This window comes from Cellulomonas hominis, from assembly GCF_005239125.1.
Taxonomy (GTDB): domain Bacteria; phylum Actinomycetota; class Actinomycetes; order Actinomycetales; family Cellulomonadaceae; genus Cellulomonas; species Cellulomonas hominis_A.
Genome location: NZ_SZYE01000038.1, coordinates 1 through 24,854, shown reverse-complemented (window position 1 = coordinate 24,854; position 24,854 = coordinate 1). Strand labels below are relative to the sequence as shown.

Sequence of the window (24,854 nt, the reverse complement as noted above, 5' to 3'; positions counted from 1 at the left end):
CCCCCGGCCCGCGGCGGCCGCGCCCGCGGGCCCGGCCGCCCCGGCCCCGGTGTCCCGCGCCGGCGCCTCGGCCGCCGTCACCGCCCCACCATGCTCTGCCCGCACACCCGCAGCACCTGCCCCACGACCCCGCCCGCCTGCGGCGACGCGAGGAACGCGACGGCCTCCGCGACGTCGACCGGCAGCCCGCCCTGCTGGAGCGAGGAGAGCCGCCGCGCGACCTGACGGGTGAGCGCGGGCATCCGCGCGGTCATCTCGGTCTCGATGAACCCGGGGGCGACGGCGTTGGCGGTGCCGCCGAACGCGGCGAGCAGCGGCGCGGTGGCCTGCACCATGCCGATCACCCCGCCCTTGGACGCGGCGTAGTTGGACTGCCCGCGGTTCCCGGCGATGCCGGAGGTCGACGCGAGCGAGACGATGCGCGGCGCGTCCGCGAAGTCGCCGGAGGTCAGCAGCGCCTCGTTGATCCGCAGCTGCGCGGCGATGTTCACCGCGATCACGGACTCCCACCGGTCGGGCGTCATGTTGGCCAGCAGCTTGTCCCGGGTGATGCCCGCGTTGTGCACCATGACGTCGAGCCGCCCGTGCCGGGCCAGCGCGTGCTCGAGGATCCGGGCGCCCGCGTCGTCGGCGGTGACGTCGAGCTGCAGCGCGGTGCCGCGGACCCGGTTGGCGACGGCGGCCAGCGCCTCGCCCGCGGCGGGCACGTCGACGGCCACGACCGTCGCGCCGTCCCGGGCGAGGGTGGTCGCGATGGCCTCGCCGATGCCCCGCGCCGCGCCGGTCACCACGGCGACCCGGCCCTCCAGCGGCCGCTCCCAGTCGGCGGGGAGCGCGCCGGCCGCGGAGTCGACCGGGAGCAGCTGGCCGTCGACGTACGCGGACCGGGCGGACAGCAGGAACCGGAGCGCGCCCAGCACGGCGGGGGCGGTGACCGGCACGTCCTCGGCCAGCACCACGCCGTTGCCGGTCGCCCCGGCGCGGAGCTCCTTCGCGATCGACCGCAGCGCGCCGTCGACGCCCTGCCGCGCGGCGGCGAGCGCGGGCGCCTGGTCGGGGGTGGCGCCGCGGGACACGGTGACGACCCGGCCGCCCGGCGCCAGCGTCCTGAGCACGGGCGCCAGCGCCAGCAGCGGCTCCGCCAGGTCCCGGGGGTGCGCGACCTCGGTCAGCGCGAGCACGACGGCCGCGAACCGGGTGCCCTCGCCGGCGTGCCGGCGGACGTCCAGGTCCCAGCCCTTGTGCTCGGGGGAGGTGCCGGAGAGGAACTGCGCGAGCGTGTCGGCGTCCGCGCCGTCGCCGAGCACGAGCACCGGCCCGTCGACCAGCGGCGCCCCCGCGCGGTACCGGCGCAGCCGCGCCGGCCGGGGCAGGCCGAGCTGCTTCGCGACCTTGGCGGTGAACCCGCTGTTCACCAGGTCCAGGTAGGTGTCGGTGGCCATCACACCGCCTCCAGGACCGCGGCGACGCCGAGGCCGCCGGCGGCGCAGACGGACACGAGCGCCCGGACCGGCCGGTCCTCGCCCGCGGCGAGCAGCTCGGCGCGGCGGCGGTGCAGCGTCTTGGCGACGCTCGCGACGATCCGCCCGCCGGTGGCGGCGAACGGGTGCCCGGCGGCGAGCGAGGAGCCGTGCACGTTGAGGCGCTCGCGGTCGACGGTGCCGAGCGCGTCGTCGAGCCCGAGGCGGGTCAGGCAGAACTCCTTGTCCTCCCAGGCGGCCAGCGTGGTGAGGACGGTGGACGCGAACGCCTCGTGGATCTCCACGAAGTCGAGGTCGGCGAGCGTGAGGCCCTGCCGGGCGAGCAGCCGCGGCACGGCGTACACGGGCGCCATCAGCAGCCCGTCCTCGCCGTGCACGAAGTCCACGGCGGCGGTCTCGGCGTCGACCACGGCGGCCAGCGGGGTGAGGCCGCGGGCCTGCGCCCAGTCCTCGGAGGCGAGCAGCACGGCGGAGGCGCCGTCGGTGAGCGGCGTCGAGTTGCCGGCGGTCATGGTCGCGGGGGTGTCGAGCCGGGTGCCGAACACCGGCTTGAGCGTCGCGAGCTTCTCCAGCGAGGTGTCGGCGCGCAGGTTCTGGTCGCGCACCAGCCCGCGGTACGGGGTGATCAGGTCGTCGAAGAACCCCGCCTCGTAGGCGGCGGCGAGCCGCTGGTGGCTGGCGAACGCGATCTCGTCCTGGGCCTCGCGGCTGATGCCCCACTGCGCGGTGGTGAGCGCCTGGTGCTCGCCCATCGACAGGCCGGTGCGCGGCTCGTCGGTGCGCGGGGTGGCGGGCTTGAGGTCGCCGGGCCGGAGCGCGGCGGCGGCCCGGAGGCGCTGCGGGACCGTCTTGGCGCGGGTGAGCGTGAGCAGCGTGCGGCGCAGGCCCTCGCTGACCGCGATCGGCACGTCGGAGGCGGAGTCGACGCCGCCCGCGACGCCGGACTCGACCTGGCCGAGCCGGATCTTGTTCGCGATCGTCACGACCGCCTCGAGCCCGGTCGCGCAGGCCTGCTGGAGGTCGTAGGCGGGGGTGCGGGCCGACAGGGGCGAGCCGAGCACCGCCTCGCGGGTGAGGTTGAAGTCGCGGCTGTGCTTGAGCACCGCGCCCGCGACCACCTCGCCCAGCACCTCGTCCTGCAGCCCGAACCGGGCGACGAGCCCGTCGAGCGCGGCCGTGAGCATGTCGAGGTTGCTGACCCGGGCGTAGGGCCCGCCGGCCCGCGCGAACGGGATCCGGTTCCCGCCGACGACCACGGCGCGCGTCGCGCCGGCCGTCGGAGTGGGGGTGGCTGCCATGTGGGGGTCCTCCCGCATCGTCGTCGATGTCGCTGGGTGGTGCTGTCCCGGGTCTCCGGCGCTGGGACCTCGGTCCCTTGCGCAGTGCCCGAAACTCACAGTACCTGATACCGTCGGTTCTGTGAGCCCGGTCACGCGTGCACCGTCGACGACGACGGACGACGGCCGGTCGACGCGGTGGGAGGACCACCGCGAGGCCCGCCGCGCCGAGCTCGTGCGCGTCGCGCGCCGGGTCGTGCACCACCAGGGGCCCGATGTGTCGATGGACGACATCGCGGCGGCCGGGGGCACGTCCAAGTCGATCGTGTACCGGTACTTCACCGACAAGGACGGGCTGCAGCTCGCGGTCGCGGCGGCCGTCGTCAGCGACATCCGGGACGCCCTGGACGCCGCGGCGGCGGGGGCGAGCACCCCGCGGGACGCGCTGCGCGGGATGGTCGACACCTACCTGTCGATGATCGAGTCCTCGCCGCACGTGTACGCGTTCGTCACCCGCGGCGGCTCGGTCGGGCACTTCCTCGACTCCGTGACGGAGCTGGTCGCCGCGCCGTTCGTCCGCGCCCTCGGCCCGGACGCGTCGGAGGGCGCCGAGGCCGCGTGGACCCGGCTGTGGGCCGCGGGCGCCGTGGGGTTCGTGCGCGGCGCGGGCGAGCGGTGGCTCGCGGAGGCCGGCCGGCCGGGTGCCGACCGCGAGGACGTGGCCACCCGGGTCGCGGCGTGGCTGTGGGCGGGGCCGGTCGGCGTCCGCTCGCGCGAGCAGGCCGGGCGACCGGCACCGGACCAGCGGGACCCGGGCGACCAGCCCGGCTGATCCACCCGAGCGTGCGCCGACGGCGACGCACCGACACAGGGGAGACACGCATGACGACGACCGCACCGACCCCGGCCACCACCCCCGGCCCGGCGGTGACGAACCCGACGGCGACCGTCCGGCCCACCGGCGCCGGCCACCCGCGCGGCCGGGAGCACGCGGACCCGCGCGTGGACGTGCCCCGGCTGACCGACCTGCTGCTCGGCCCGTACGCCGACCTGCGGCGCGGCGCGCGCGGCGTGATCGCGGAGCCCCGGTTCCAGCGGGTCGAGGGCCTGCCCGTGCCGGAGCACCGCGCCCGGGTGCTCGACCAGCTCCGCGCCCTGGCGGCGGAGGGCGACGTGCTGCGCGCGTTCCCGACCCGGCTGGGCGGCGCCGACGACCACGGCGGCAGCCTGGCCCGGTTCGAGGAGCTGGTCGCGGCCGACCCGTCGCTGCAGATCAAGGCCGGCGTGCAGTGGGGGCTGTACGCGTCGGCGATCCTGCACCTCGGCACCGAGCGGCACCACGACCGGCTGCTGCCCGGCGCGATGTCGGTCGACGTGCCGGGCGCGTTCGCGATGACGGAGACCGGCCACGGCTCGGACGTCGCCAGCATCGGCACGACGGCGACCTACGACCCGGCCACCGAGGAGTTCGTGCTGCACACGCCGTACCGCGCGGCGTGGAAGGACTACCTGGGCAACGCGGGCCAGCACGGCACCGCGGCGGTCGTGTTCGCGCAGCTCGTCTCGCAGGGCCCGGCGGACCCGCGACCGGTCAACCACGGCGTGCACGCGTTCCACGTGCCGATCCGGGACGCGGCGACCGGGGAGTTCCTGGCGGGCGTCGGCGGCGAGGACGACGGCCTCAAGGGCGGGCTGAACGGCATCGACAACGGGCGGCTGTGGTTCGACCACGTCCGCGTCCCGCGCGCCGACCTGCTCGACCGGTACGGCTCGGTGGCCGCGGACGGCACCTACTCCTCGCCGATCGCGAGCCCCGGGCGGCGGTTCTTCACGATGCTCGGCACCCTCGTGCAGGGCCGGGTGTCCCTCGACGGCGCCGCGGTGAACGCCGCGAAGCTCGGCCTGGTGGTCGCGGTGACGTACGGCAACCAGCGCCGGCAGTTCGCCGGGGCGTCGCCGACCGACGAGGTGGTGCTGCTCGACTACGGCGAGCACCGCCGCCGCCTGCTGCCGCTGCTCGCCGAGACGTACGCGGCGACGTTCGCGCACGAGCACCTGCTCGCCGCGTTCGACGACGTGTTCTCGGGCCGGGACGACACCCCGGAGTCCCGCGAGGAGCTCGAGACCCTGGCGGCGGCGCTGAAGCCGACGTCGACCTGGCACGCGCTGCGCACGCTGCAGACCTGCCGCGAGGCGTGCGGCGGCGCGGGCTTCCTGACCGCCAACCGGCTGACCTCCCTGCGGGCCGACCTCGACGTGTACGTGACGTTCGAGGGCGACAACACCGTGCTCTACCAGCTCGTCGGCAAGCGGCTGCTCGCCCGGTACGCCGCGCAGGTCGGCGGGGACCCGGCGGTGGTGGCCCGGCTCGTGGCCGGCAGGGCCGCGGACGCCGCGCTGCACCGGATGCCGCTCGCGCGCGCCGCGCAGACCCTCGTGGACGCCGGCGACGCGCGGCGCTCGGCCGGCCAGCTCCGGGACCCGCACACGCAGCGGGACCTGCTCGCCGACCGGGTCGCCACGATGGTCGCCGAGCTGGCCCAGGCGCTGCGCCCGGCCCGCCGCGCGACGCCGGAGGTCGCCGCCGAGCTGTTCGACGCCCACCAGCACGAGCTGGTCGAGACGGCCCGCGCGCACGCCGAGCTGCTGCAGTGGGAGGCGTTCACCCGGGCGCTCGACGCGGCGCCGGACGCCGGGACCCGCCAGGTGCTCACCCGGCTGCGGGACCTGTTCGGGCTGACCGTCATCGAGCGGAACCTGGCCTGGTACCTGGTGAACGGCCGGCTGTCCGCGGGCCGGGCGCGCACCGTGACCTCGTACATCGAGCGGCTGCTGGTCCGGCTGCGGCCGCACGCGCAGGACCTGGTGGACGCGTTCGGGTACGGGCCGGAGCACGTGCGGGCCGAGATCGCGTCCGGGGCGGAGGCCGCGCGGCAGGCGGAGGCGCGGGAGGCGCAGCGCGCGGCGCGGGCGTCGGGGACCGAGCCGGTGCCGGAGCCGAAGCCGCGGCGGTGAGGTGCGGGGCCGGCGGGTCGCGGGGCCGCCCCGTCGGCTAGCGTGCGGCGCGGGCCCTCCGGCGACCGGGAGCGGCCCCGGGTCGCCCTGCGCGGGTGTTACCGTTCACAACGGTGTGTCGCTCGCGTGGGAGGTGTCGCTGATGGAGGCGATCCGGAGGCCGTGCCCCGGGCCTTGCGCCGGTGTGCGCCCCGCGCCCGGCACCGGGGCGCCGCGGCGGCGCCGATGACCGGCGGACCCGCCACGCGGCCCGCGGACACCGGGCCGCGCACCACGCCGCACCAGCCGGACGGGGAGCACGGGGAGACCCCGCGCCGGCGTCCCGGCATGCACGACGTCGCGCAGGTCGCGGGGGTGTCGCACCAGACGGTGTCCCGGGTCCTGAACGACCACCCGAACGTCAGCGCGGCGACGCGGGCGAAGGTCCAGTCGGCGATCGCGCAGCTGGGCTACCGCCGCAACTCCGTGGCCCGGGCGCTGGTCACGCGCCGGACGGGCTCGATCGGCGTGGTCACGGAGGACTCGGCGCTGCACGGCCCGACGATGACGCTGATCGCGCTGGAGAACGCCGCCCGCGCGACCGGGATGAACGTGAGCGTCGCGACCGTGACCCAGTGGGACGTGGCGGCCGTGCAGGCGTCGCTGGAGCACTTCCTGGACCAGGGCGTCGACGGGGTGATCGTCATCGCGTCGCACGACGAGGCGGTGCGCGCGGTGCAGGGGTTCGCGCACCGGCTCCCCGTGGTGATGGTGGGCCCGTCCGACCTGGGCGGCGAGGTCTACACGGCCGCGGTCAACCAGTACGCCGGGGCGCGGCTCGCCACCCGCCACCTGATCGAGCTGGGGCACACCGACATCCTCCACGTGATGGGGCCGTCCGTCTGGCTGGACGCCCGGTCCCGCGCCCGCGGGTGGAGCGACGCCATGCGCCAGGCCGGGCTGACCCCGCGCGAGCCGGTCCCCGGGGACTGGAAGGCCAGCACCGGGTACCGCATCGGCGCGGAGCTGGTGGCGCGGGCCGGCGCCGCGGCGGGGGCCGAGCCGCTGCCCACGGCGGTGTTCGCCTCGAACGACCAGCTCGCGCTCGGGCTGCTGCACGCGTTCGCCGAGGCGGGCGTGCGGGTGCCGCACGAGATCTCGGTGGTGGGCTTCGACGACGTCGAGGGCTCGGCCCACTTCTTCCCGCCGCTGACGACGGTCGCGCCCGACTTCGCCGCGCTGGGCCGCCGGTGCCTGGAGCAGATGGTCGCGGCGATCGCGGGGGAGCCGGCCGTGGACGGCCTGGTCGGCGCGTCCATGCGGGTGCGCTCCAGCACCCGCCGCCGCAGTGAACGTTAACAACCGTTACGCATTCGTTACCGCGTATCGTTGACCCTCCAAATTGTGAGCGTTCACAATCGGTCTCGCCGACAGTGCGGTCGGCCGAGGACTCGAGGAGGAGCTCATGTTCGGACGCGCAGCCAGGAGGGGCCTGGTCGGCCTGGTCGGGACGGCGGCGCTGCTGTCCGTGGCGGCATGCAGCAGCGGCGGCGGTGGCGAGACGGGAGCCGGCGGGGGTGGCGGCGACGACCTGATCCGGGTCGGGTTCTCCCAGCTCGGCGCCGAGAGCGGCTGGCGGACCGCCAACACGGAGTCCGTCAAGGAGAGCCTGACGGAGGAGAACGGCTTCGACCTGACGTTCGTCGACGCGCAGCAGAAGCAGGAGAACCAGATCAAGGCGCTGCGCGACTTCGTGGCGCAGGACGTCGACGTCATCGCGTTCTCCCCGGTGATCGAGACGGGCTGGGACGAGGTGCTGCAGGAGATCAAGGACGCCGGGATCCCCGTGGTCCTGGTCGACCGGACCGTCGACACCACGGTCGAGGACCCGTACGTGACGTGGATCGGCGCGGACTTCGAGCAGGAGGGCACCACCGCGGGGGAGTGGGTGGCGGCGAACGCCCCCGACGCCAAGGTGTTCGAGCTGCAGGGCACGCTCGGGTCCGGGGCGCAGGTCGACCGCGAGGAGGGCTTCAACGCCGTCGTGGGCGACCAGGTGATCGGCAAGGCGAGCGGCAACTTCACGCGCGCCGAGGGCAAGACCGCGGTGGAGGCGGCGCTGCAGGCCTACCCCGAGACGACCCTGATCTTCAGCCACAACGACGACATGGGCCTCGGCGCCATCGAGGCCATCGAGGCCGCCGGCAAGGTGCCGGGCAAGGACATCCAGCTCGTCACGGTCGACGGCGTGCGGGACGGCCTGCAGGCCCTCGTCGACAAGAAGTTCAACTACGTCGTCGAGTGCAACCCCGTCTTCGGCGACCAGCTCGCGGAGCTGATCACGGCCGTCGCGAACGGCGAGGACGTCCCGGAGACGACGATCGTCGTCGACGAGGCCTTCGACCAGACGATCACCCAGGACGAGGTCGACGCCCGGGCGTACTGACCCCGGGAGCGGGGCGGCCGGGAGGTCCGGCCGCCCCGCACGACCGGCGGCCGGCCCGTGCCCCCCGCGAGGAAGGACGAGGATGTCCGAGACCCACCCGCCGCACGACGAGGTCGTGCGGATGACCGGGATCACGATCACGTTCCCGGGCGTCAAGGCGCTCGACGGCGTGGACCTGACGCTGCGCGCCGGCGAGGTCCACGCCCTGATGGGCGAGAACGGCGCGGGGAAGTCCACCCTGATCAAGGCGCTCACCGGCGTCTACCGGGTCGACGCCGGCGGCATCGAGGTGCGCGGCGAGGAGCTCGCCCTCGACGGCCCCGAGCAGGCGCAGGCCGCCGGCATCTCCACGGTGTACCAGGAGATCAACCTGTGCTCGAACCTCAGCGTGGCGGAGAACGTCATGCTCGGGCACGAGGTGCGGCGGGGCCCGTTCATCGACTGGCGGGCGACCCGCCGGGAGGCGCGGCGGTTCCTGCAGCGGCTGCACCTCGACCTGGACCCCCGGTCGATGCTCGCGTCGCACAGCATCGCGGTGCAGCAGCTGTGCGCCATCGCGCGGGCCCTGGTGGTCGACGCCAAGGTGCTGATCCTGGACGAGCCCACGTCGTCGCTGGACAAGGCCGAGGTCGCCGAGCTGTTCCGCGTCGTGCGCACCCTGCGCGACGAGGGGGTGGCGATCCTGTTCGTCTCGCACTTCCTGGACCAGGTGTACGCGATCGCGGACCGGATGACGGTGCTGCGCAACGGGCGGTTCGTCGGCGAGTTCCGCACCGCGGAGCTGCCGCGGCGCGAGCTCATCTCGCACATGATCGGGCGGACCGGCGAGGCGCTGGCGGGGATCGAGCAGCAGGCCCGCGCGGCCGTGACCAGCCACTCGTCCCGGGAGACGCCGCTGCTCACCGCGGTCGGGCTCGGCAAGGACGGCTCGGTGCAGCCGTTCGACCTGGCGCTCTACCCGGGCGAGATCGTGGGCGTCGCCGGCCTGCTGGGCTCCGGCCGCTCGGAGGTGGCGCGGCTGCTGACCGGCGCCGACCGGCCGGACCACGGGGAGATGGCGGTGCACGGCACTCCCGTGCGCCGGGCCACCCCCCTCGCCTCCCTCAAGCGGGGCGTCGCGCTGTCCAGCGAGGACCGCAAGCGCGAGGGCATCATCGGCGACCTCACCGTGCGGGAGAACGTGGCGCTCGCGCTGCAGGCGAGCCGGGGCACCTGGCGCCGGGTGCCGCGCCGCGAGCTCGACGAGGTGGTCCAGCGGTACATGGTCACGCTCAACATCAACCCGCCGAACCCCAACGCGCTGATCAAGAACCTGTCCGGCGGCAACCAGCAGAAGGTGCTGCTGGCCCGGTGGCTCGCCACCTCGCCGCGGCTGCTCGTGCTCGACGAGCCGACCCGCGGCATCGACATCGGCGCCAAGGCGGAGATCCAGAAGCTGGTGACCGACCTCGCCGCCGACGGCATGTCCGTCGTCTTCATCTCCTCGGAGCTGGAGGAGGTCCTGCGCCTGAGCCAGCGGATCGTCGTCATGCGGGACCGGCAGAAGGTCGCCGAGATCGAGAACGGCGACGACGTCGGCACCGGCACCGTCCTGGAAGCGATCGCGGCGAGCGGGGAGAGCGCCTGATGACCACACCCACGTCCACCCCCGGGGCCCGGGGCGCCGACCGCGGCCTCGTGCTGCTGCGCCGGGTCGCCGACCACGGCCTGCTGTGGCCCGTGGTGGCCCTCGTCGTGCTGATCGTCGCCTGCGGCCTGAAGAGCCCGGGCTTCCTCGACGTCGCGCTGCGCGACGGCCACCTGTTCGGGCAGCTCATCGACCTGCTCCGCAACAGCGCGACCCCGCTGCTCCTGGCGCTGGGCATGTGCCTGGTGATCGCCACGGGCGGCATCGACCTGTCGGTGGGCGCGGTGATGGCCATCGCCCTCGCCGTGTCGCTGACGTTCCTCGACGGGGCCGCCGACCCCGGCGCACCGGCGACGGTGCTGCTCGCGATCGGGCTCGGGCTCGCGGCGGGGGTGGTCGGCGGCTCGTTCAACGGCTTCATGGTCGCCGTGCTGGGCATCCAGCCGTTCATCGCGACGATGATCCTGATGGTCGCCGGGCGCGGCATCGCCATGCTCATCACCCAGGGGCAGATCACCACGGTGACCAGCCCGCCGTTCAAGTCGATCGGGTCCGGGTTCGTGCTGGGCATCCCGACGCCGGTGGTGATCGCGGCGGCCGCCTTCGTGCTCGTGGCCGTGCTCGTGCGGCGCAGCGCGCTCGGCATGTTCCTGGAGTCCATCGGCATCAACCGCGAGGCCAGCCGGCTCGCCGGCGTCCGGTCCCGCTCGACGACGTGGATCGTCTACGTCATCGCCGGGACGCTCGCGGCCCTGGCCGGCCTCGTGTACGGGGCGCCGACGATGGCCGCCGACGCCAACAACATCGGCCTGCTCAAGGAGCTCGACGCCATCATGGTCGTCGTCCTCGGGGGCACGAAGCTCGACGGCGGCCGGTTCAACCTCGGCGGGCTGATCGCAGGGGCGCTGCTCCTGTCGGCCCTGGAGCGCGCGGTGATCATCTTCCAGCTCCCGTCCCAGACCACGCCGCTGTTCAAGGCGGTCGTGCTCATCGCGGTCTGCGTGGCGGGGTCGCCCATCCTGCGGGACCGGGTGCAGGCACGCCGCCTGCGCACCCGGGCCGCCCGACCCGTGGAGGTGGTGGCATGACCACCGACGAGCTGACGCAGACCGGCCGGCCCGCCCCGGCGGCCGGACCCGGCCCCGCGCGCCGCGTGCGTGCGCTCCTCGACCGGGTCGACCGCCGGTTCCTCCCGGTCATCGGCACCGTGGTGACGCTCGTCGCGATGCTCGCGGTGGGCCAGAGCCGCTACAGCACGTCCCGGTCCGACTTCATCAGCATGAAGCTGTTCTCGAACCTGCTCGTCGACAACTCGTACCTGCTGGTGCTGGCCGTCGGGATGACCTTCGTCATCCTGACCGGGGGCATCGACCTGTCCGTGGGCGCGGTCGTGGCGCTGGTCGGCCTGTCGGTGGCCAAGCTGTTCTCCGCCGGGTTCCCCCTGCCGGTGGTGCTGGTCCTCGGCGTGCTCATCGGGACGGCCTGCGGCCTGCTCATCGGCGTGCTGGTGCAGGTGTTCGACATCCAACCGTTCATCGCCTCGCTCGCGGTCATGTTCCTCGCGCGGGGCCTGGCGAACGTGGTGAGCACGAGCTCGCTCGCCATCGACGACGCGGGCTTCTCCTCGCTCGCCGCGTGGAGCATCACGTTCGGCGAGCTGCGGGGGATGTGGCGGATCAACGCGAGCATGCTGGTGGCCGTCGCGGTGCTCCTGGTGGCGGTGTACCTGCTGCACTACACGCGGTTCGGGCGGACCGTGTACGGGCTCGGCTCGGGCGACCAGGGCACCGCCGTGAGTCTCATGGGGCTGCGCCCGGCGCGCACGCGGATCTGGGTCTACGTGATCAGCGGCACCTGCGCGGGGATCGCGGGCATCCTGTTCGCGCTCTACACCAAGTCCGGGTTCAACCTGACCGGTATCGGGATGGAGCTCGACGCGATCGCCGCCGTCGTCATCGGCGGGACGCTGCTGTCCGGCGGCGTGGGCTTCGTGCTCGGGACGGGCGCCGGCGTCCTGGTCTACGGCCTGATCCAGGTGCTGATCGCCCGCGAGGGCCTGGACTCCTGGTGGACGCGCGTGTTCATCGGGGCGGTGCTGCTGGCGTTCGTGATGCTCCAGCGGATCATCACGGTGCGCCGGCGGTGAACCGGCTGCCGGCGGTGCTGACGCAGGGGGTCGCACCGCCGGCAGCCGCGGCTCCGCCGGGAGCGACCGGGTCCGTCGGACCCGCCCCGCGGTCGCCGGCCGCCGCGGGGCCCGCTCCGGAGACCCTCGACACCCGCGGCCACCTGGTGGCCGCCGGCGGCACGGGGCCCGCCCCCGGGTGCACCATGCGGTCGTGCACCAGACCAGCCCCGCCCGCGTCGTCGTCCTGCACGGATACCAGGCGTCCCCGGACGCCCACTGGTTCACCTGGCTCGCCGACGACCTCCGGCCCGACGGCGTCGACGTCACGGTCCCCGCGCTGCCGGACCCGGACGCTCCCGTCCCTGCCGCGTGGCTCGCCGCCGCCCGCGCGGCCATCGGCGTGCCCGACGAGCGGACGGTCGTCGTCGGGCACAGCCTGGGCTGCGTCACCGCGCTGCACGCGCTGTCCGCGACGCCGGGGGAGTGGCGGCTCGGCGGCCTGGTGCTCGCGTCCGGGTTCGACGCGACGCCGTCGGTCGTGCCGGAGGTCGCCGCGTTCACGGCGGCGCCGCCCGACCACGACCGGGTGGCGGCGGCGACGGCGGCGCGGCACGTGGTCGGCTCCGACGACGACGTCGTGGTGGAGCCCGCCCTGACCCGGGCGCTCGCCGAGCGGCTGTCGGCGACGTTCGACCTCGTCCCGGGCGGCGGCCACCTGCTGGCGCGGGACGGGTTCACGACCCTCCCGGTCGTGCGGGACCGGGTGCGCGCGGCGCTCGGGCTGCCGCCCCGCTGACCGCGGCCCGCCCGGCGGGTGGTCAGACCCCCGGGAGCTGCGGGACCGCCGCCAGCAGCCGGCGGGTGTACGCCTCCTGCGGGTCCGCGAGCACCGACGCCGTCGGCCCCTCCTCGACGACGCGGCCGTGGTGCAGCACGACGGTCCGCTCGCACAGCCGCCCGACGATCGCGATGTCGTGCGACACCAGCACCAGCGTCAGCCCCTGCTCCGTGGCGAGCCGCTGCAGCAGCTCGACGACCTGGCCGCGCACGGACACGTCGAGCGCGGACACCGGCTCGTCGGCGATCAGCACGGAGGGCCGCGGCGCCAGCGCCCGGGCGATCGCGATGCGCTGCCGCTGCCCGCCGGAGAACTGCGCCGGGTACCGGGTCGCGACGTCGGGGTCGAGGCCGACCGCGGCCAGCACCTCGGTGACGCGCTCCCGGTGGTCGCCGGGGACGCGCAGCGAGCGCAGGGGCTCCGCGACGACGGCGCCGACCCGCATCCGGGGGTCGAGCGAGGACCGGGGGTCCTGGAACACCGGCTGGACGTCGGCGCGGAGCCGCCGGAGCAGCCCGCGGTCGCGGCACGCGAGCGGCTCCCCGCGGTACCGGACCTCGCCCGCGGTGGGGGAGTCGAGCGCCAGCAGCTGGCGCAGCAGGGTCGACTTGCCGGAGCCGGACTCGCCGACGACGCCGACGCTGCGGCCGGCCTCGACGCGCACGGAGACGCCGTCGAGCGCGCGGGTGGCGCCGAACGTGCGCACGACGTCGACGGCCTCGAGCACGGGTGCGGTCATCGCGGACCTCCGGTCGTCGGGAGCCCGGTGACGGCGCGCGCCGCCCCGACCAGCTCGCGCGTGTACGCGGCCCGGCCACCGGCGAGCGCCGCGGCGACCGGGGTGTGCTCGACCACCCGGCCGTCGCGCATGACCACCAGGTCCCGCGCGACGCGGGCGACCACGGGCAGGTCGTGCGTCACGAGCACCAGCGCCACGCCGGTGCGGTCCACCAGGTCGTCCAGCAGGTCCAGCACCTCGGCCTGCACGGTCACGTCGAGCGCGGTCGTCGGCTCGTCGGCCAGCAGCACCCGGGGCTCGCAGGCGAGCGCCATCGCCAGGGCGACGCGCTGCCGCTGCCCGCCGGACAGCTGCCACGGGTAGGACCCGAGGATCCGCTCGGTGTCGTCGAGGCGCACGAGCCGGGCCAGCCGGGCGGCCTCGTCCCGCGCCGCCGCCCCGCGCAGCCCGCGGTGCAGCCGCAGCGGGCCGGTGATCTGCCGGCCCACGGGCATCAGCGGGTCGAGCGCGGTCAGCGGCTCCTGGAACACCATCGCGACCTGCGCGCCGCGGACCCTGGCCAGCCGCCGCGGGGGCAGCGTCAGCAGGTCCTCGCCGTCCAGCAGGACCCGGCCGGAGGCGCGCATCCCCTCCGGCAGCAGGCCGAGCACGGCCAGGGCGGTCATCGACTTGCCGGACCCGGACTCGCCGACGACGCCGAGCCGGCCGCCGGCGTCCAGCGACCAGGAGACGCCGTCGAGGATCCGGCGCCCGGACGACGTCGTGACGGTCAGGTCCTCGACGGACAGCAGGGCGGTCATCGGTCACCTCGCAGGCTGGGGTCGGTGCGCTCGCGGACGCCGTCGCCGAGCAGGTTCAGCCCGAGCACGGCGACCACGATCGCGACGCCGGGCAGGATCGCGCCCCACGGCTGGACGAGCATGGTCGACTGCGCCTCCTGGAGCAGCCGGCCCCAGGACGCGTTGGGCGGCGGGGCGCCCAGGCCGAGGTAGGACAGCGACGCCTCGGCGAGCACGGCGCCGCCGCCGAGCAGCATGAGCTGCACCAGCAGGGTCGGCCAGACGTTCGGCACGACGTGCCGCGTCACGGTGCCCCACCAGCCGGTGCCCGCGGCGTGCGCGGCGGTCACGTAGTCCTCGCGCAGCACGCGCGCGACGTTGACCCGGGTGACCCGGGCGATGACGGCCGACCCCGAGATGCCGATCGCCCAGATCGCCGACGACAGGGACGCACCGCGCACCGTGACGATCAGCATGGCCAGCAGCAGGGTGGGGAACGCGATCAGCAGGTCGACCGCCGACAGCAGCGTGACGTCGACCCAGCGCCGGGTGGCGCCGGCCAGCACGCCGACCGCCACGCCGAGCAGCCCGGCGACGAGCATCGAGGCGACCGCGACGACCAGGGCGTTGCCCGCGCCGGTCATCAGCTGGGACAGCAGGTCGCGGCCGAGGCGGTCGGTGCCGCCCCAGTGCGCGGCGCTCGGGCCGGCCAGGCGCTCGCCGGTGCCGGTGTCGTCGAGGGCGTAGGGCGTCCAGAACAGCGACACCAGCCCGACGAGCGCGACGACGCCGACCAGGACGGCGCCGGCGACGAGGGACGGCGGCAGGCGGCGCGCGCCGCGGACGCGGGCTCCGCCCGGGGTGCCGGGAGGCGCGGCGGGCGCCTCGACGCCTCGCGCGACCGGGGTCGTCGTGGTCAGCTCGCCGGTCACGCGGCCACCTCCGTCGTCCGCAGCCGCGGGTCGATCGCGCGCTGGCCGAGGTCGACCAGCGCGTTCATGACGAGCACGATCGCGGTGAGCCCGAGCACGAGCGCCTGCACCACCGGCAGGTCCCGCGAGGTCACCGAGTCGAGCAGCAGCGTGCCCAGCCCCGGCAGGGCGAACACGTTCTCGATCACCACGGCCCCGAGCAGCGAGGTCGCCAGCTCGATGCCGAGGATCGACACGACCGGCACGGCCGCGTTGCGCAGGCCGTGCCGCGCGAGCGCCCGCCACCGGCCGTAGCCGAGGGACCGCGCGGTGCGCAGGTAGTCCTGGTCGAGCACGTCGAGGGTCGCGGACCGCACGTACCGGACCATGACCGCCGACATGGCGATCGCGACCGTCACCACCGGCAGCACCAGCGACCGCACCGCCGCCGCGGGGTCGTCCCACCCGGTGCGGGGGAACCCGCCGGCCGGCAGCACGCCGGCCTGCAGGGCGAACACGAGCACCAGCAGCACGCCGACCCAGAACACCGGGACGGCCACGCCGAGCTGCGACACGGCCGACACCGCGACCCCGACCGGCCCGCGCCGGTGCACCGCGGCGATCACGCCGAGGGGCACCGACACGAGCACGGCCAGGACGAACGCGGACAGGCTGAGCGGCACCGTGATGGGCAGCTTCTGCGCGATCAGGTCGGCCACGGGCAGCCGGGACACGAAGGACGTGCCCAGGTCCCCGCGGACGATCTGCCCGAGCCACTGCACGTACTGCGTCACCACCGGCTGGTCCGTCCCGAGCTCGGACCGGAGCTGGTCGAGCTGGTCCGTGGTGGTGCCCACGCCGAGGGTCGCGCCCGCGGCGTCGCCCGGCAGCAGCCGGAGCACGACGAACACGACGACGCTCGCCAGGACGAGGGAGATCAGCAGGGCGCCGATCCGCAGCAGTGCGGCCCGCACGGTGTCAGGACTCCCGGACGATGTCGGCGACGTAGAACGACTCGGTCACCTGGTCGACGGGGAAGCCGGTGATGCCGGCCCGGGCGACGCGGATCTGCGGGTCCAGGTACAGCCAGGCGGACGCCGCCTCCTCGCCGATGGTCTCGTTGACCTGCTTCAGCAGGTCGACCTGCTCGGCCTCGGTGCTCGCCTCGTCGGCCTGGGCGACCCACTCCTGCACCTGCGGGTTGTCGTAGCCCCAGTAGAAGTCGGGGTTGGCGTACCAGAGCACGTCGCGCGGGTTCACGTGGCCCATGAGCGTGGTCTCGAAGTCGTGGTCCGTGTAGACCTTCTGGTACCAGGTGGCGTCGTCGACCGGGTTCGGCGTCAGGGTGACGCCCACGTCGGCGAGGTTCTTGGTCAGCAGCGCGAGGATCGCCTCGGTGGTGTCGTCCGGGATGTAGTCCACGGAGATCTCCAGGTCGGTCACGCCGGCCTCGTCGAGGAGCGCCTGCGCGGCCTGAGGGTCGTAGCCGTGCACGTCGGCCTGGTCGACGAACCACGGGTCGGTGGGCGGGACCATCGAGCCGATGACCTGGCCGTAGCCGTCCCACACCGCCGACAGGATCGCGTCGCGGTCGATCGCCTTGTACAGCGCCTGCCGGACGCGGACGTCGCTGAACGGCGCCTCGCGGTCGTTGAACGCCCAGATCTGCTTCGTCGTCGAGGTGCCCTCGGTGATCGTGAAGTCCGGGTTGTCCTCGAACTGCACGAGCTGGTCGGGGGAGTCCTCGGCGATGACCAGGTCCAGGTCGCCGGTGAGCAGCGCGTTGTTCAGCGCGGTCGTGTCCTGGAAGAACCGGAACGTCACGCCGGCGTTCTGCGCGGGCTCGCCCCAGTAGCCGTCGTACGTCGAGATGGTGAGGTGGTCGCCCTGCACCCACTCGACGAACCGGTAGGGGCCGGTGCCGTTGTCGCTGGTCAGCTCCTTGTCGCCGTCCTTCACGATCGTGACGGAGGCGAGGTAGAACGTCAGGCCCTGCGACGGGCGGGACAGGTCGAGCTCGACGGTGGCGTCGTCGACCGCGGTGGCCTGCTGGATGACGAGCAGGTCGCTCTTGCGCGCCGACTTCGACTCCGGGCCGATCGCCTCGGAGATGCTCCACACCACGTCGTCCGCGGTCAGCGGGGTGCCGTCGTGGAAGGTCACGTCCGGCTGCAGGTGGAACGTGTACGTCAAGCCGTCCTCGGACACGTCCCAGGACTCGGCCAGCGTCGGGACGACCTGCCCGTCGACGTCCACCGAGGTGAGGCCCTCGAAGACGTTGCGGGTCATGGTCTGCGAGACGCCGGACGAGCCGCCGACGTTGCGGACCAGCCCCGTGGGCTCGTTGGTGGAGCCGATGACGATCTCGGCGGAGGCGTCGGGCGTGCCCGAGGCGGCGGACGAGCCGCCGCCGGAGCCGGAGCCGCAGGCGGCCAGCGCCAGGGCGGCGGCGACGGCCAGGGCGGCGCCGAGCGGGGCGCGGCGGGAGCGACGGGTGCTCACGGGGGTGTCCTTCCGGGAGGGCTGCGCGGCGGGTGCCGTGCGGGGGTGGGCGGGTGCGTCCGCGGCGTCGGGCGGGTCGCCGTCGCCGGGTCGCGTCGGGTGGGCCGCGCGTCCCCGGAGGACGGGAACCAGACCGGACGGTCGGGAATTCCCGGCGCGGGCGGGCGCGGCGGCGGAGAGCGGTGCTCGCGGGCGGTGCTCGGCGGGCAGGGCCGGCACGCGGTGGTGCGGCGGCCCGCCGGGCGCGTCAGGGACGCGCGGGCGTCAGGGACGCAGGGCGCTCAGCGACGACAACAGCACGCGGCGGTCGACGCGGGTCGACAGGCGCGGGTGCGTGCGGGGAGGGTCGTCTGGCGCATGATGCGGGTGACTGTAGCAACAACCGACCGGGTGCCGGGACGGGCCGTCCGGCATGCGGGCGACCGGGCGCCCGCGCGGGTCACGGGTTGCAGAGCGCGCCGATGGTCTCCAGCAGCCCGACGTCCGGCCGCCAGGGCTCGAGGTTCCACGTGGCCTTGTCGGGCGCGCCGATCAGGTGGCAGGTGAGCTGGTCCCGGACGTTCTGGGCGTCCGCCTCGGGCGCGGCGGCGACCAGCGCGGACCACACCGCCTCCTCCGCTGCGAGGCTGCCGTGCCGCGCCCACGCCGCGGGCTCGACGGCGAGCGAGCGCCCGCCCTCGTCCGCGAGGTCCCGCCAGGTGGCGTCCAGGACCGCCGTCGCGGCGAACGTGGCGGTGACCGTCCCGCCCGCGGCCCCCGACCCGGCGGCGCCCTCCGCGAGCCAGGTCACCGCGCCGTCCGCGGAGGTCCGGACCCGGACCGTGCGGCCGGCGGGGTCGTCCAGCAGCGGCGCGGTGAGCCCGGCGAGCACCCGACCGCCCGCGTCCCGGACCACCGCCGACAGGTCGTCGAGCACGTCGACGGTCCCGCCCTCCGGGGGCGCGAGCGTCGCGACGGCGACCAGCGTGGCGGCGGGGTCGTCCGTCGGCACCGCGACCGTCAGCAGCACGGCGTCGTCCTCCGCGGGCGTCGCCGTGGGCGGGCCGCCCGGGGCCAGCACGGACAGCGTGACGGGGCCCGAGGCCACGGGGGTGCCGTCGGCGCGGACGGCACCGGCGTCGGGGGAGGCCGCGCCGTCGGGGGAGGACGCGGTGGTGGCCGGCGCGGGCGCGGTCGGACCCGGGGCGCGGTCCGCGGTGCACCCGGCGAGCAGCAGCGACCCGAGCAGGGCGGCGGCCGGCAGGGCCAGGAGGGCGCGTCGCGTCACCGCGCCATTGTGACGGCACGCACCCGCCCCCACCCGCCCTGCGCCCGACCCGCCCCCACCCACCCGGCCCCCCGCCGCCGAGAGGGCAACCGACACGTCGAGCGAGCAGTCGCCGGCTGCTCGCTCGACGTGTCGAGTACCCGCTCGGCGACGCCGGCCGGCCGGACGCCACCCGCCCGGTGGCCCGCGCCGGGGGCGCGCGGTCCGCCCGCCGGGCGGCGTACGGGCGCTGCCCGGCGCACGGGTAACCTGGGTCACGTCTGCCGATGCCCGCCCGCCGCCGCCGGCCCGGTCCCCCGACCGCCGCACGCGCGGGCGCCCAGCCCGAGGGATTCGATGACCAGCGCGCCCACCTCGCAGCACACCGCCGAGCCCTCGTCGTCGGGGCAGTCCGACACCGTGGAGCACGCGGCGGCGACCCCCGACCAGGAGCAGCCGTTCGCTGAGCTCGGTCTCAAGCCGGACGAGTACCAGCGGATCCGGGACATCCTCGGCCGCCGCCCGACCGCCGCCGAGCTCGCGATGTACTCGGTCATGTGGTCGGAGCACTGCTCCTACAAGTCGAGCAAGACCCACCTGCGCAAGTTCGGCGAGCGCGTGACGCCCGAGATGACCGAGCACCTGCTGGTCGGCATCGGCGAGAACGCCGGCGTGGTCGACATCGGCGACGGCTGGGCCGTGACGTTCAAGGTGGAGTCGCACAACCACCCGTCGTACGTCGAGCCGTACCAGGGCGCCGCGACCGGCGTCGGCGGCATCGTCCGCGACATCATCTCGATGGGCGCGCGCCCGGTCGCCGTCATGGACCAGCTGCGGTTCGGCGCGGTCGACCACCCCGACACCGCCCGGGTCGTGCACGGCGTGGTGTCCGGCGTCGGCGGCTACGGCAACTCGCTCGGCCTGCCGAACATCGGCGGCGAGCTCGTGTTCGACGCCTCCTACCAGGGCAACCCGCTGGTCAACGCGCTGTGCCTCGGCGTGCTGCGGCACGAGGACATCCACCTGGCCAACGCCTCGGGCGTCGGCAACAAGGTGGTGCTGTTCGGCGCGCGCACCGGGGGCGACGGCATCGGCGGCGCCTCGATCCTGGCCTCCGAGACCTTCGACGACACCAAGCCGTCCAAGCGGCCGAGCGTGCAGGTCGGCGACCCGTTCATGGAGAAGGTGCTCATCGAGTGCTGCCTGGAGCTGTACGCGGCCCGCGTGGTCGAGGGCATCCAGGACCTGGGCGCGGCGGGCATCTCCTGCGCGACCTCCGAGCTCGCGTCCAACGGCGACGGCGGCATGCACGTCGACCTGGAGAACGTGCTGCTGCGCGACCCCACCCTGACGGCCGGCGAGATCCTCATGTCGGAGTCGCAGGAGCGGATGATGGCGGTCGTCACGCCGGAGAAGCTCGACGAGTTCCTCGCCATCACCGGCAGGTGGGACGTCGAGACCGCCGTGATCGGGGAGGTCACCGGCACCGGCCGCCTGACGATCGACCACCACGGGCAGCGGATCGTGGACGTCGACCCCAAGACGGTCGCGCACGAGGGCCCCGTCTACGACCGCCCGTACTCCCGCCCGGAGTGGCAGGACGGCCTGGTGGCCGACTCGGTCAGCACGCCCGAGGGCACGCAGCGGTACGCCCGGCCGACGGCGCCCGCGGAGCTGCGGGCCACCGTGCTCGAGCTGCTCGCGTCGCCGAACCTCGCGTCGAAGTCCTGGGTCACCGACCAGTACGACCGGTTCGTCCAGGGCAATACCGCGCTCGCGCAGCCCGACGACGCCGGCGTGGTCCGCGTCGACGAGTCGACCGGCCTGGGCGTCGCCCTCGCCACCGACGCGAACGGCCGGTACGCGAAGCTCGACCCGTACGCCGGGGCGCAGCTCGCGCTCGCCGAGGCGTACCGGAACGTCGCCGCCTCGGGCGCCCGCCCGCTGGCCGTCACCGACTGCCTGAACTTCGGCAGCCCGGAGGACCCGGCGTCGATGTGGCAGCTCGTGCAGGCGATCGAGGGCCTCGCCGACGGCTGCGCCGTGCTCGGCGTCCCGGTCACCGGCGGCAACGTCTCGCTCTACAACGGCACCGGCGAGCCCGGGAAGATCGACTCCGCCATCCACCCGACGCCGGTCGTCGGCGTGCTGGGCGTGATCGACGACGTCGCCGAGGCCACCCCGTCCGGCTGGACGACCGCGGGGCAGTCGGTCTACCTGCTGGGCACGACCCGGCCGGAGCTGGACGGCTCCGCGTGGGCCGACGTCGCGCACGCGCACCTCGGTGGCACCCCGCCGCAGGTGGACCTCGAGGCCGAGCGCCGGCTCGCGACCGTGCTGGTCCGGGCGTCGCGGGACGACCTGGTCGACGCCGCGCACGACCTGTCCGAGGGCGGCCTGGCGCAGGCGCTGGTCGAGTCGTCGCTGCGGTACGGCGTCGGCGTGCAGGTCGACCTGGCGGCGCTGTGCGAGCGCGACGGGGTGACGGCGTTCGAGGCGCTGTTCTCGGAGTCCACGGCCCGCGCGGTCGTCGCGGTGCCGCGGTCGGAGGCCGTGCGGTTCGAGGACCTGTGCACCGCGCAGGGCGTCCCCGCGCTCGCGATCGGCGTGACCGCCGAGACGTGCAGCCCCGGCGCCGGCGCCCCGACGCAGGACGCCCCGGAGCAGCACGTGCACGCGCCCGCCGTCGAGGTGACGGGCCTGTTCACGCTGCCGCTCGCCGAGGCCCGTGCGGCCCACGAGGCGACGCTCCCGCGCCACTTCGGCTGACCGCGACGCCGGACGGGCCGGCCCCACCGCGGTGTGCGGTCGGGCCGGCCCGTCCGTGGTGCCTCAGCCCGCGGCGGGGACCGGCACGACGACGAGCTTCGAGCCGGCGCCGTTCACCTTGGCGGTGCCGCCGTAGACGGCGGTGAGCCGGTGCGCGCCGGGCGCCAGGTCCAGCGGGACGCGCGCGGCCCCGGACACCAGCGTGCCGGAGCCGACGACGGCCGTGCCGTCGAGCAGCTGGTAGGTGCCGGTGACGACCGTCTGGGGCGCCTTCACCGTGACGACGGCCGTGTAGTCGGTCGTCGACGGGGTGGTGGCGACCGGGGTCACGTGGAGCGTGACCTGGGGCGCGACCTTGGCGGCCGCGACGGGCGGCTTCGGTGCCGGGGCCTTGGGGGCGGCGAGGGCGGCGCCGGCGGTGCCGAGCGAGAGGGTGGCGGCGAGGGCCAGCGCCAGGGTGGCGCGGCGGGGAGAGCGGGGCACGAGAGCTCCTGGGGGGGACGGTGCCGACGGGTGGGTGCATCGGCTGCAGCCGGGACATCGGCCGCTCCGGGGCGGGCGTGACCGGTCGGCGCGCGATCTCACCCGCCCGACGGCGGGGGAAAACCTGTCGCACCGGCCGCACCGGTTCCCTAGCGTCGGGCGCATGGAACCAGTCCGGCCCGCCCTCGACGGGCGCGTGGTGCGCGTCGACCGCGGCGCGGTGCTCGTGCTGCCCGGGGACGGCGACGGCCCGGTGCGGGTGCCGCTGCCCGGGGACGCGCTCGTGCCGCTGCTCGACGACGACGGCGTCGCCGGCGGGCCCGTGCCGCCCGCCGTCGGCGACGACGCGGTGCTCGGCACCGGCCCGGACGGCGCGCCCGCCCTCGTCGCGCTCGGGCCCCGCCGCACGGCGGTCGTCCGCGACGGCGCCGACCGCACGTCCCGCTCGCAGGTGCTCGCCGCGAACGTCGACGTCGTGCTGGTCGTCGAGCACCTGGACCCGGACCCCAGCCCGGGCCGCGTCGAGCGGCTGCTGACCCTGGCCTGGCGGTCGGGCGCGACCCCGGTCGTCGTGCTGACCAAGGCCGACCTGGTGCCCGACCCCGAGGGGATGGCGGACGAGGTCCGGGCGCTCGCGATCGGCGCCGAGGTGCACGCCGTGAGCGTCGCCGCCGGCACCGGGCTGGACCCGGTGCGGGCGCTGCTCGGGCCGGGCCGGACGCTGGTCGTCGTCGGGCCGTCGGGCGCCGGGAAGTCGACCCTCGTGAACGCCCTCGCCGGGACCGACGTCATGGGCACCGGGGAGCGCCGGGCCGACGGCCGCGGTCGGCACACGACCGTGCACCGCGAGCTCGTGCCGCTGGCCGGCGGCGCGTGCCTCATCGACACGCCGGGCCTCCGCGGCGTCGGGCTGGTCGCGGACGCCGCGGCGCTGGAGGCGACGTTCGCCGACGTGACCGAGCTCGCCGCCGGCTGCCGGTTCGCCGACTGCGCGCACCGGACCGAGCCGGGCTGCGCGGTGCTCGCCGCGGTCGAGGACGGCACGCTGCCCGCGCGGCGGCTGGACTCCTGGCGGCGGCTGGCCCGCGAGGCGGCCTACCAGGAGCGCCGGGCGGACGCCGCGCTCGCCGCCGCGGAGCGGAACCGGGTGCGGCGCGCGACGGCCGCGTACCACCGGTTCCAGCAGGGCCGCCCGGTCCGCTGACGCCGGGCTCAGCCGGCGTGGACCGCCAGCGCGATCACGGTGCCGGTGGCGGCGAGCCCCGCGACGAGCGCGGCGAGCGCGCCCCACAGCGCGGCCCGGGCTCATGGGCGTCGATCCTGGCACGGGCCGCGGCGGGCGGTCGCGACGGGTCCCCGCCGGCGCCACCGGGGATGATGGGGCCATGCCTCCCCGTCGCCGCACCGACCCCGCGGTCGGCCGGGCCGCCGTCGCCGCCTGGCGCGCCGACCCGACCGACGCGACCGCCCGCCGCACCGCCGTCAGGTTCACGCTGGAGGAGCTGGCGGAGGTCGCGCCGGGGCACACCGTCGAGGTCCGCGTCCCGCCGGACGGCGCGGTGCAGGCCGTCGAGGGCCCGCGGCACACCCGCGGCACCCCGCCGAACGTCGTGGAGACCGACCCGCAGACCTGGCTCGCCCTGGCGACGGGCGCGGAGACGTGGCACGCCGCGATGGCCGACGGCCGGGTGCACGCCTCCGGCGAGCGCGCCGACCTGGCGGCCTGGCTCCCCCTCCAGGCCACCCGCCCGCGCACCCGCCCGTAGCCCGACCTCGGCGCGCGGGGGCTAGCGGGAGAGGACGACCGTGGCGCCGCGGGCGGCGCGGAGGGTGCCGGACGTGGCCGCCGCCAGGGCGGCGTCGAAGGCGTCGAGGGCGCTCGGCGGGACCAGGAGCGTGAAGCGCGCCTCGGCGGCGTAGGCGACGTCCTCCAGGGAGGCCTCGTGCGCCTCGGCCCAGTCGCGCAGGACGCCGTGCAGCCGGCCGGCGTCGGCGTGCGGCGCGTCGACGGTCACCCGCACCGCGGCGCTGCGCCGGACCAGCCGCGCGCGGTCCAGCGCCTCGGAGGTGGCCGTCGAGTACGCGCGCACGAGCCCGCCGGCGCCGAGCAGCACGCCGCCGAAGTACCGGGTCACGACGGCGACCAGGTCGGTCAGCTCCCGGCGCCGCAGCACCTCCAGCATCGGCACGCCCGCGGTGCCGGAGGGCTCGCCGTCGTCGGTCGACCGCTGCTGCTCGGCGAGCGGCCCGACGGACAGGGCGACGCAGTGGTGCCGGGCGTCCCAGTACCGCTTGCGCACCGCCGCGACGACGGCGTCCGCCTCGGCGACCGAGGACACCGGCTGCACCAGGGCGAGGAACCGGGACCTCTTGATGACGAGCTCGTGCTCGACCGGTCCGGCGATCGTGGCGGGGTACCGCGGCGCGGGGTCGGCGGCGGTCTCCATCGACCCGAGCCTAGGGCGTCGGCGGGGACGACCTAGGATCTGCGGGTGGCCGACACGACCGAACCCGGGCGACCCGACGACGAGCGGGGCGCCGCCCCCGCCCCGACCGACCCCGCGCACGCGCCGGCCGACCCCGCGACGGAGCGGGCCGGCGCCGCGTCCGGCGAGGCCGCCCCGGACCCCGTGG

General features: G+C 75.7%; 21 protein-coding genes. 11 read left to right on the top strand and 10 right to left on the bottom strand.

The features are described from left to right. Positions 1-77: 77 nt before the first annotated feature. Complete coding sequence (locus tag FA014_RS07220) at positions 78-1,442, bottom strand: 3-oxoacyl-ACP reductase (RefSeq protein ID WP_154729013.1); 1,365 nt, start codon at positions 1,440-1,442, stop codon at positions 78-80. After that, positions 1,442-2,779, bottom strand: coding sequence for an acetyl-CoA C-acetyltransferase (locus tag FA014_RS07215; protein ID WP_154729012.1), 1,338 nt, complete (start codon positions 2,777-2,779; stop codon positions 1,442-1,444). Before FA014_RS07215 ends, FA014_RS07220 begins: the two co-directional genes overlap by 1 nt. A 121-nt stretch (positions 2,780-2,900) precedes the next feature. Here FA014_RS07215 and FA014_RS07210 point away from each other — a divergent pair, with 121 nt between their 5' ends. The 8 genes from FA014_RS07210 (at position 2,901) to FA014_RS07175 (ending at position 12,749) form a co-directional block, all read left to right on the top strand. Next, positions 2,901-3,590: a TetR/AcrR family transcriptional regulator gene (locus FA014_RS07210; protein ID WP_230322945.1), complete on the top strand. Its 690-nt coding sequence runs from the start codon at positions 2,901-2,903 to the stop codon at positions 3,588-3,590. 50 nt (positions 3,591-3,640) lie between these two features. Beyond that, positions 3,641-5,773, top strand: coding sequence for an acyl-CoA dehydrogenase family protein (locus FA014_RS07205; RefSeq protein ID WP_154729011.1), 2,133 nt, complete (start codon positions 3,641-3,643; stop codon positions 5,771-5,773). A gap of 225 nt (positions 5,774-5,998) precedes the next feature. Then, positions 5,999-7,111 carry a LacI family DNA-binding transcriptional regulator gene (locus FA014_RS07200; RefSeq protein WP_230322944.1) on the top strand — a complete coding sequence of 371 codons (1,113 nt, stop codon included), beginning with the start codon at positions 5,999-6,001 and terminating at the stop codon, positions 7,109-7,111. A 106-nt stretch (positions 7,112-7,217) separates the two neighbouring features. Further along, positions 7,218-8,198 (top strand): ABC transporter substrate-binding protein, encoded by a 981-nt coding sequence (locus FA014_RS07195; RefSeq protein WP_154729010.1) that lies wholly within the window; start codon positions 7,218-7,220, stop codon positions 8,196-8,198. A gap of 82 nt (positions 8,199-8,280) precedes the next feature. Further along, positions 8,281-9,825: a sugar ABC transporter ATP-binding protein gene (locus tag FA014_RS07190; protein WP_154729009.1), complete on the top strand. Its 1,545-nt coding sequence runs from the start codon at positions 8,281-8,283 to the stop codon at positions 9,823-9,825. Beyond that, a complete protein-coding gene (locus FA014_RS07185; RefSeq protein ID WP_154729008.1) occupies positions 9,825-10,913 on the top strand; it encodes an ABC transporter permease in 1,089 nt (362 codons plus the stop codon). The genes FA014_RS07190 and FA014_RS07185 overlap by 1 nt, the downstream gene beginning before the upstream one ends. Further along, positions 10,910-11,971 (top strand): ABC transporter permease subunit, encoded by a 1,062-nt coding sequence (locus tag FA014_RS07180; protein WP_154729007.1) that lies wholly within the window; start codon positions 10,910-10,912, stop codon positions 11,969-11,971. The genes FA014_RS07185 and FA014_RS07180 overlap by 4 nt, the downstream gene beginning before the upstream one ends. Positions 11,972-12,164: 193 nt before the next feature. Further along, a complete protein-coding gene (locus tag FA014_RS07175; RefSeq protein ID WP_195969191.1) occupies positions 12,165-12,749 on the top strand; it encodes an RBBP9/YdeN family alpha/beta hydrolase in 585 nt (194 codons plus the stop codon). Positions 12,750-12,771: 22 nt separating this feature from the next. Here FA014_RS07175 and FA014_RS07170 read toward each other — a convergent pair whose 3' ends face one another. The 6 genes from FA014_RS07170 to FA014_RS20640 form a co-directional block, all read right to left on the bottom strand. After that, the gene (locus FA014_RS07170) at positions 12,772-13,530 is read right to left on the bottom strand and encodes an ABC transporter ATP-binding protein (RefSeq protein WP_154729005.1); all 759 of its coding nucleotides are present in this window, start codon (positions 13,528-13,530) and stop codon (positions 12,772-12,774) included. Beyond that, the gene (locus FA014_RS07165) at positions 13,527-14,330 is read right to left on the bottom strand and encodes an ATP-binding cassette domain-containing protein (protein WP_154729004.1); all 804 of its coding nucleotides are present in this window, start codon (positions 14,328-14,330) and stop codon (positions 13,527-13,529) included. Before FA014_RS07165 ends, FA014_RS07170 begins: the two co-directional genes overlap by 4 nt. Then, positions 14,327-15,241: an ABC transporter permease gene (locus FA014_RS07160; RefSeq protein WP_328288180.1), complete on the bottom strand. Its 915-nt coding sequence runs from the start codon at positions 15,239-15,241 to the stop codon at positions 14,327-14,329. Before FA014_RS07160 ends, FA014_RS07165 begins: the two co-directional genes overlap by 4 nt. Further along, positions 15,238-16,194, bottom strand: a complete 957-nt coding sequence (locus FA014_RS07155) for an ABC transporter permease (protein ID WP_154729003.1) — start codon at positions 16,192-16,194, stop codon at positions 15,238-15,240. The genes FA014_RS07160 and FA014_RS07155 overlap by 4 nt, the downstream gene beginning before the upstream one ends. Before the next feature lie 4 nt (positions 16,195-16,198). Continuing rightward, positions 16,199-17,722, bottom strand: coding sequence for an ABC transporter substrate-binding protein (locus tag FA014_RS07150; RefSeq protein WP_154729002.1), 1,524 nt, complete (start codon positions 17,720-17,722; stop codon positions 16,199-16,201). A 439-nt stretch (positions 17,723-18,161) separates the two neighbouring features. Next, positions 18,162-18,989 (bottom strand): DUF2599 domain-containing protein, encoded by an 828-nt coding sequence (locus FA014_RS20640; RefSeq protein WP_230322943.1) that lies wholly within the window; start codon positions 18,987-18,989, stop codon positions 18,162-18,164. 336 nt (positions 18,990-19,325) lie between these two features. Between FA014_RS20640 and purL the strand changes: the two genes are divergently transcribed. Further along, complete coding sequence (gene purL, locus FA014_RS07140; RefSeq protein WP_154729001.1) at positions 19,326-21,737, top strand: phosphoribosylformylglycinamidine synthase subunit PurL; 2,412 nt, start codon at positions 19,326-19,328, stop codon at positions 21,735-21,737. 63 nt (positions 21,738-21,800) lie between these two features. Here the strand turns inward: purL and FA014_RS07135 are convergent, their stop codons facing one another. Beyond that, positions 21,801-22,220, bottom strand: a complete 420-nt coding sequence (locus FA014_RS07135; RefSeq protein ID WP_195969190.1) for an Ig-like domain repeat protein — start codon at positions 22,218-22,220, stop codon at positions 21,801-21,803. 163 nt (positions 22,221-22,383) lie between these two features. On the opposite strand from FA014_RS07135, the gene rsgA reads away from it, so the two are divergent. Together rsgA and FA014_RS07125 are read left to right on the top strand one after the other, a co-directional pair. Then, positions 22,384-23,424, top strand: a complete 1,041-nt coding sequence (gene rsgA, locus FA014_RS07130) for a ribosome small subunit-dependent GTPase A (protein ID WP_154728999.1) — start codon at positions 22,384-22,386, stop codon at positions 23,422-23,424. 181 nt (positions 23,425-23,605) lie between these two features. Then, complete coding sequence (locus FA014_RS07125) at positions 23,606-23,986, top strand: sterol carrier family protein (protein WP_154728998.1); 381 nt, start codon at positions 23,606-23,608, stop codon at positions 23,984-23,986. 21 nt (positions 23,987-24,007) lie between these two features. On the opposite strand, the gene FA014_RS07120 is transcribed toward FA014_RS07125, so the two are convergent. Further along, positions 24,008-24,667: an IMPACT family protein gene (locus FA014_RS07120; protein ID WP_154728997.1), complete on the bottom strand. Its 660-nt coding sequence runs from the start codon at positions 24,665-24,667 to the stop codon at positions 24,008-24,010. Positions 24,668-24,854: the final 187 nt, after the last annotated feature.

Bases quoted from the DNA above. Each gene is read 5' to 3' on its own strand.
- FA014_RS07200 (WP_230322944.1), top strand. From the start codon at position 5,999: ATGACCGGCGGACCCGCCACGCGGCCCGCGGACACCGGGCCGCGCACC.
- FA014_RS07170 (WP_154729005.1), bottom strand. From the start codon at position 13,530: ATGACCGCACCCGTGCTCGAGGCCGTCGACGTCGTGCGCACGTTCGGC.
- FA014_RS07185 (WP_154729008.1), top strand. From the start codon at position 9,825: ATGACCACACCCACGTCCACCCCCGGGGCCCGGGGCGCCGACCGCGGC.
- FA014_RS07180 (WP_154729007.1), top strand. From the start codon at position 10,910: ATGACCACCGACGAGCTGACGCAGACCGGCCGGCCCGCCCCGGCGGCC.
- purL (WP_154729001.1), top strand. From the start codon at position 19,326: ATGACCAGCGCGCCCACCTCGCAGCACACCGCCGAGCCCTCGTCGTCG.
- rsgA (WP_154728999.1), top strand. From the start codon at position 22,384: ATGGAACCAGTCCGGCCCGCCCTCGACGGGCGCGTGGTGCGCGTCGAC.
- FA014_RS07215 (WP_154729012.1), bottom strand. From the start codon at position 2,779: ATGGCAGCCACCCCCACTCCGACGGCCGGCGCGACGCGCGCCGTGGTC.
- FA014_RS07220 (WP_154729013.1), bottom strand. From the start codon at position 1,442: ATGGCCACCGACACCTACCTGGACCTGGTGAACAGCGGGTTCACCGCC.
- FA014_RS07195 (WP_154729010.1), top strand. From the start codon at position 7,218: ATGTTCGGACGCGCAGCCAGGAGGGGCCTGGTCGGCCTGGTCGGGACG.
- FA014_RS07125 (WP_154728998.1), top strand. From the start codon at position 23,606: ATGCCTCCCCGTCGCCGCACCGACCCCGCGGTCGGCCGGGCCGCCGTC.
- FA014_RS07120 (WP_154728997.1), bottom strand. From the start codon at position 24,667: ATGGAGACCGCCGCCGACCCCGCGCCGCGGTACCCCGCCACGATCGCC.
- FA014_RS07190 (WP_154729009.1), top strand. From the start codon at position 8,281: ATGTCCGAGACCCACCCGCCGCACGACGAGGTCGTGCGGATGACCGGG.
- FA014_RS07165 (WP_154729004.1), bottom strand. From the start codon at position 14,330: ATGACCGCCCTGCTGTCCGTCGAGGACCTGACCGTCACGACGTCGTCC.
- FA014_RS07205 (WP_154729011.1), top strand. From the start codon at position 3,641: ATGACGACGACCGCACCGACCCCGGCCACCACCCCCGGCCCGGCGGTG.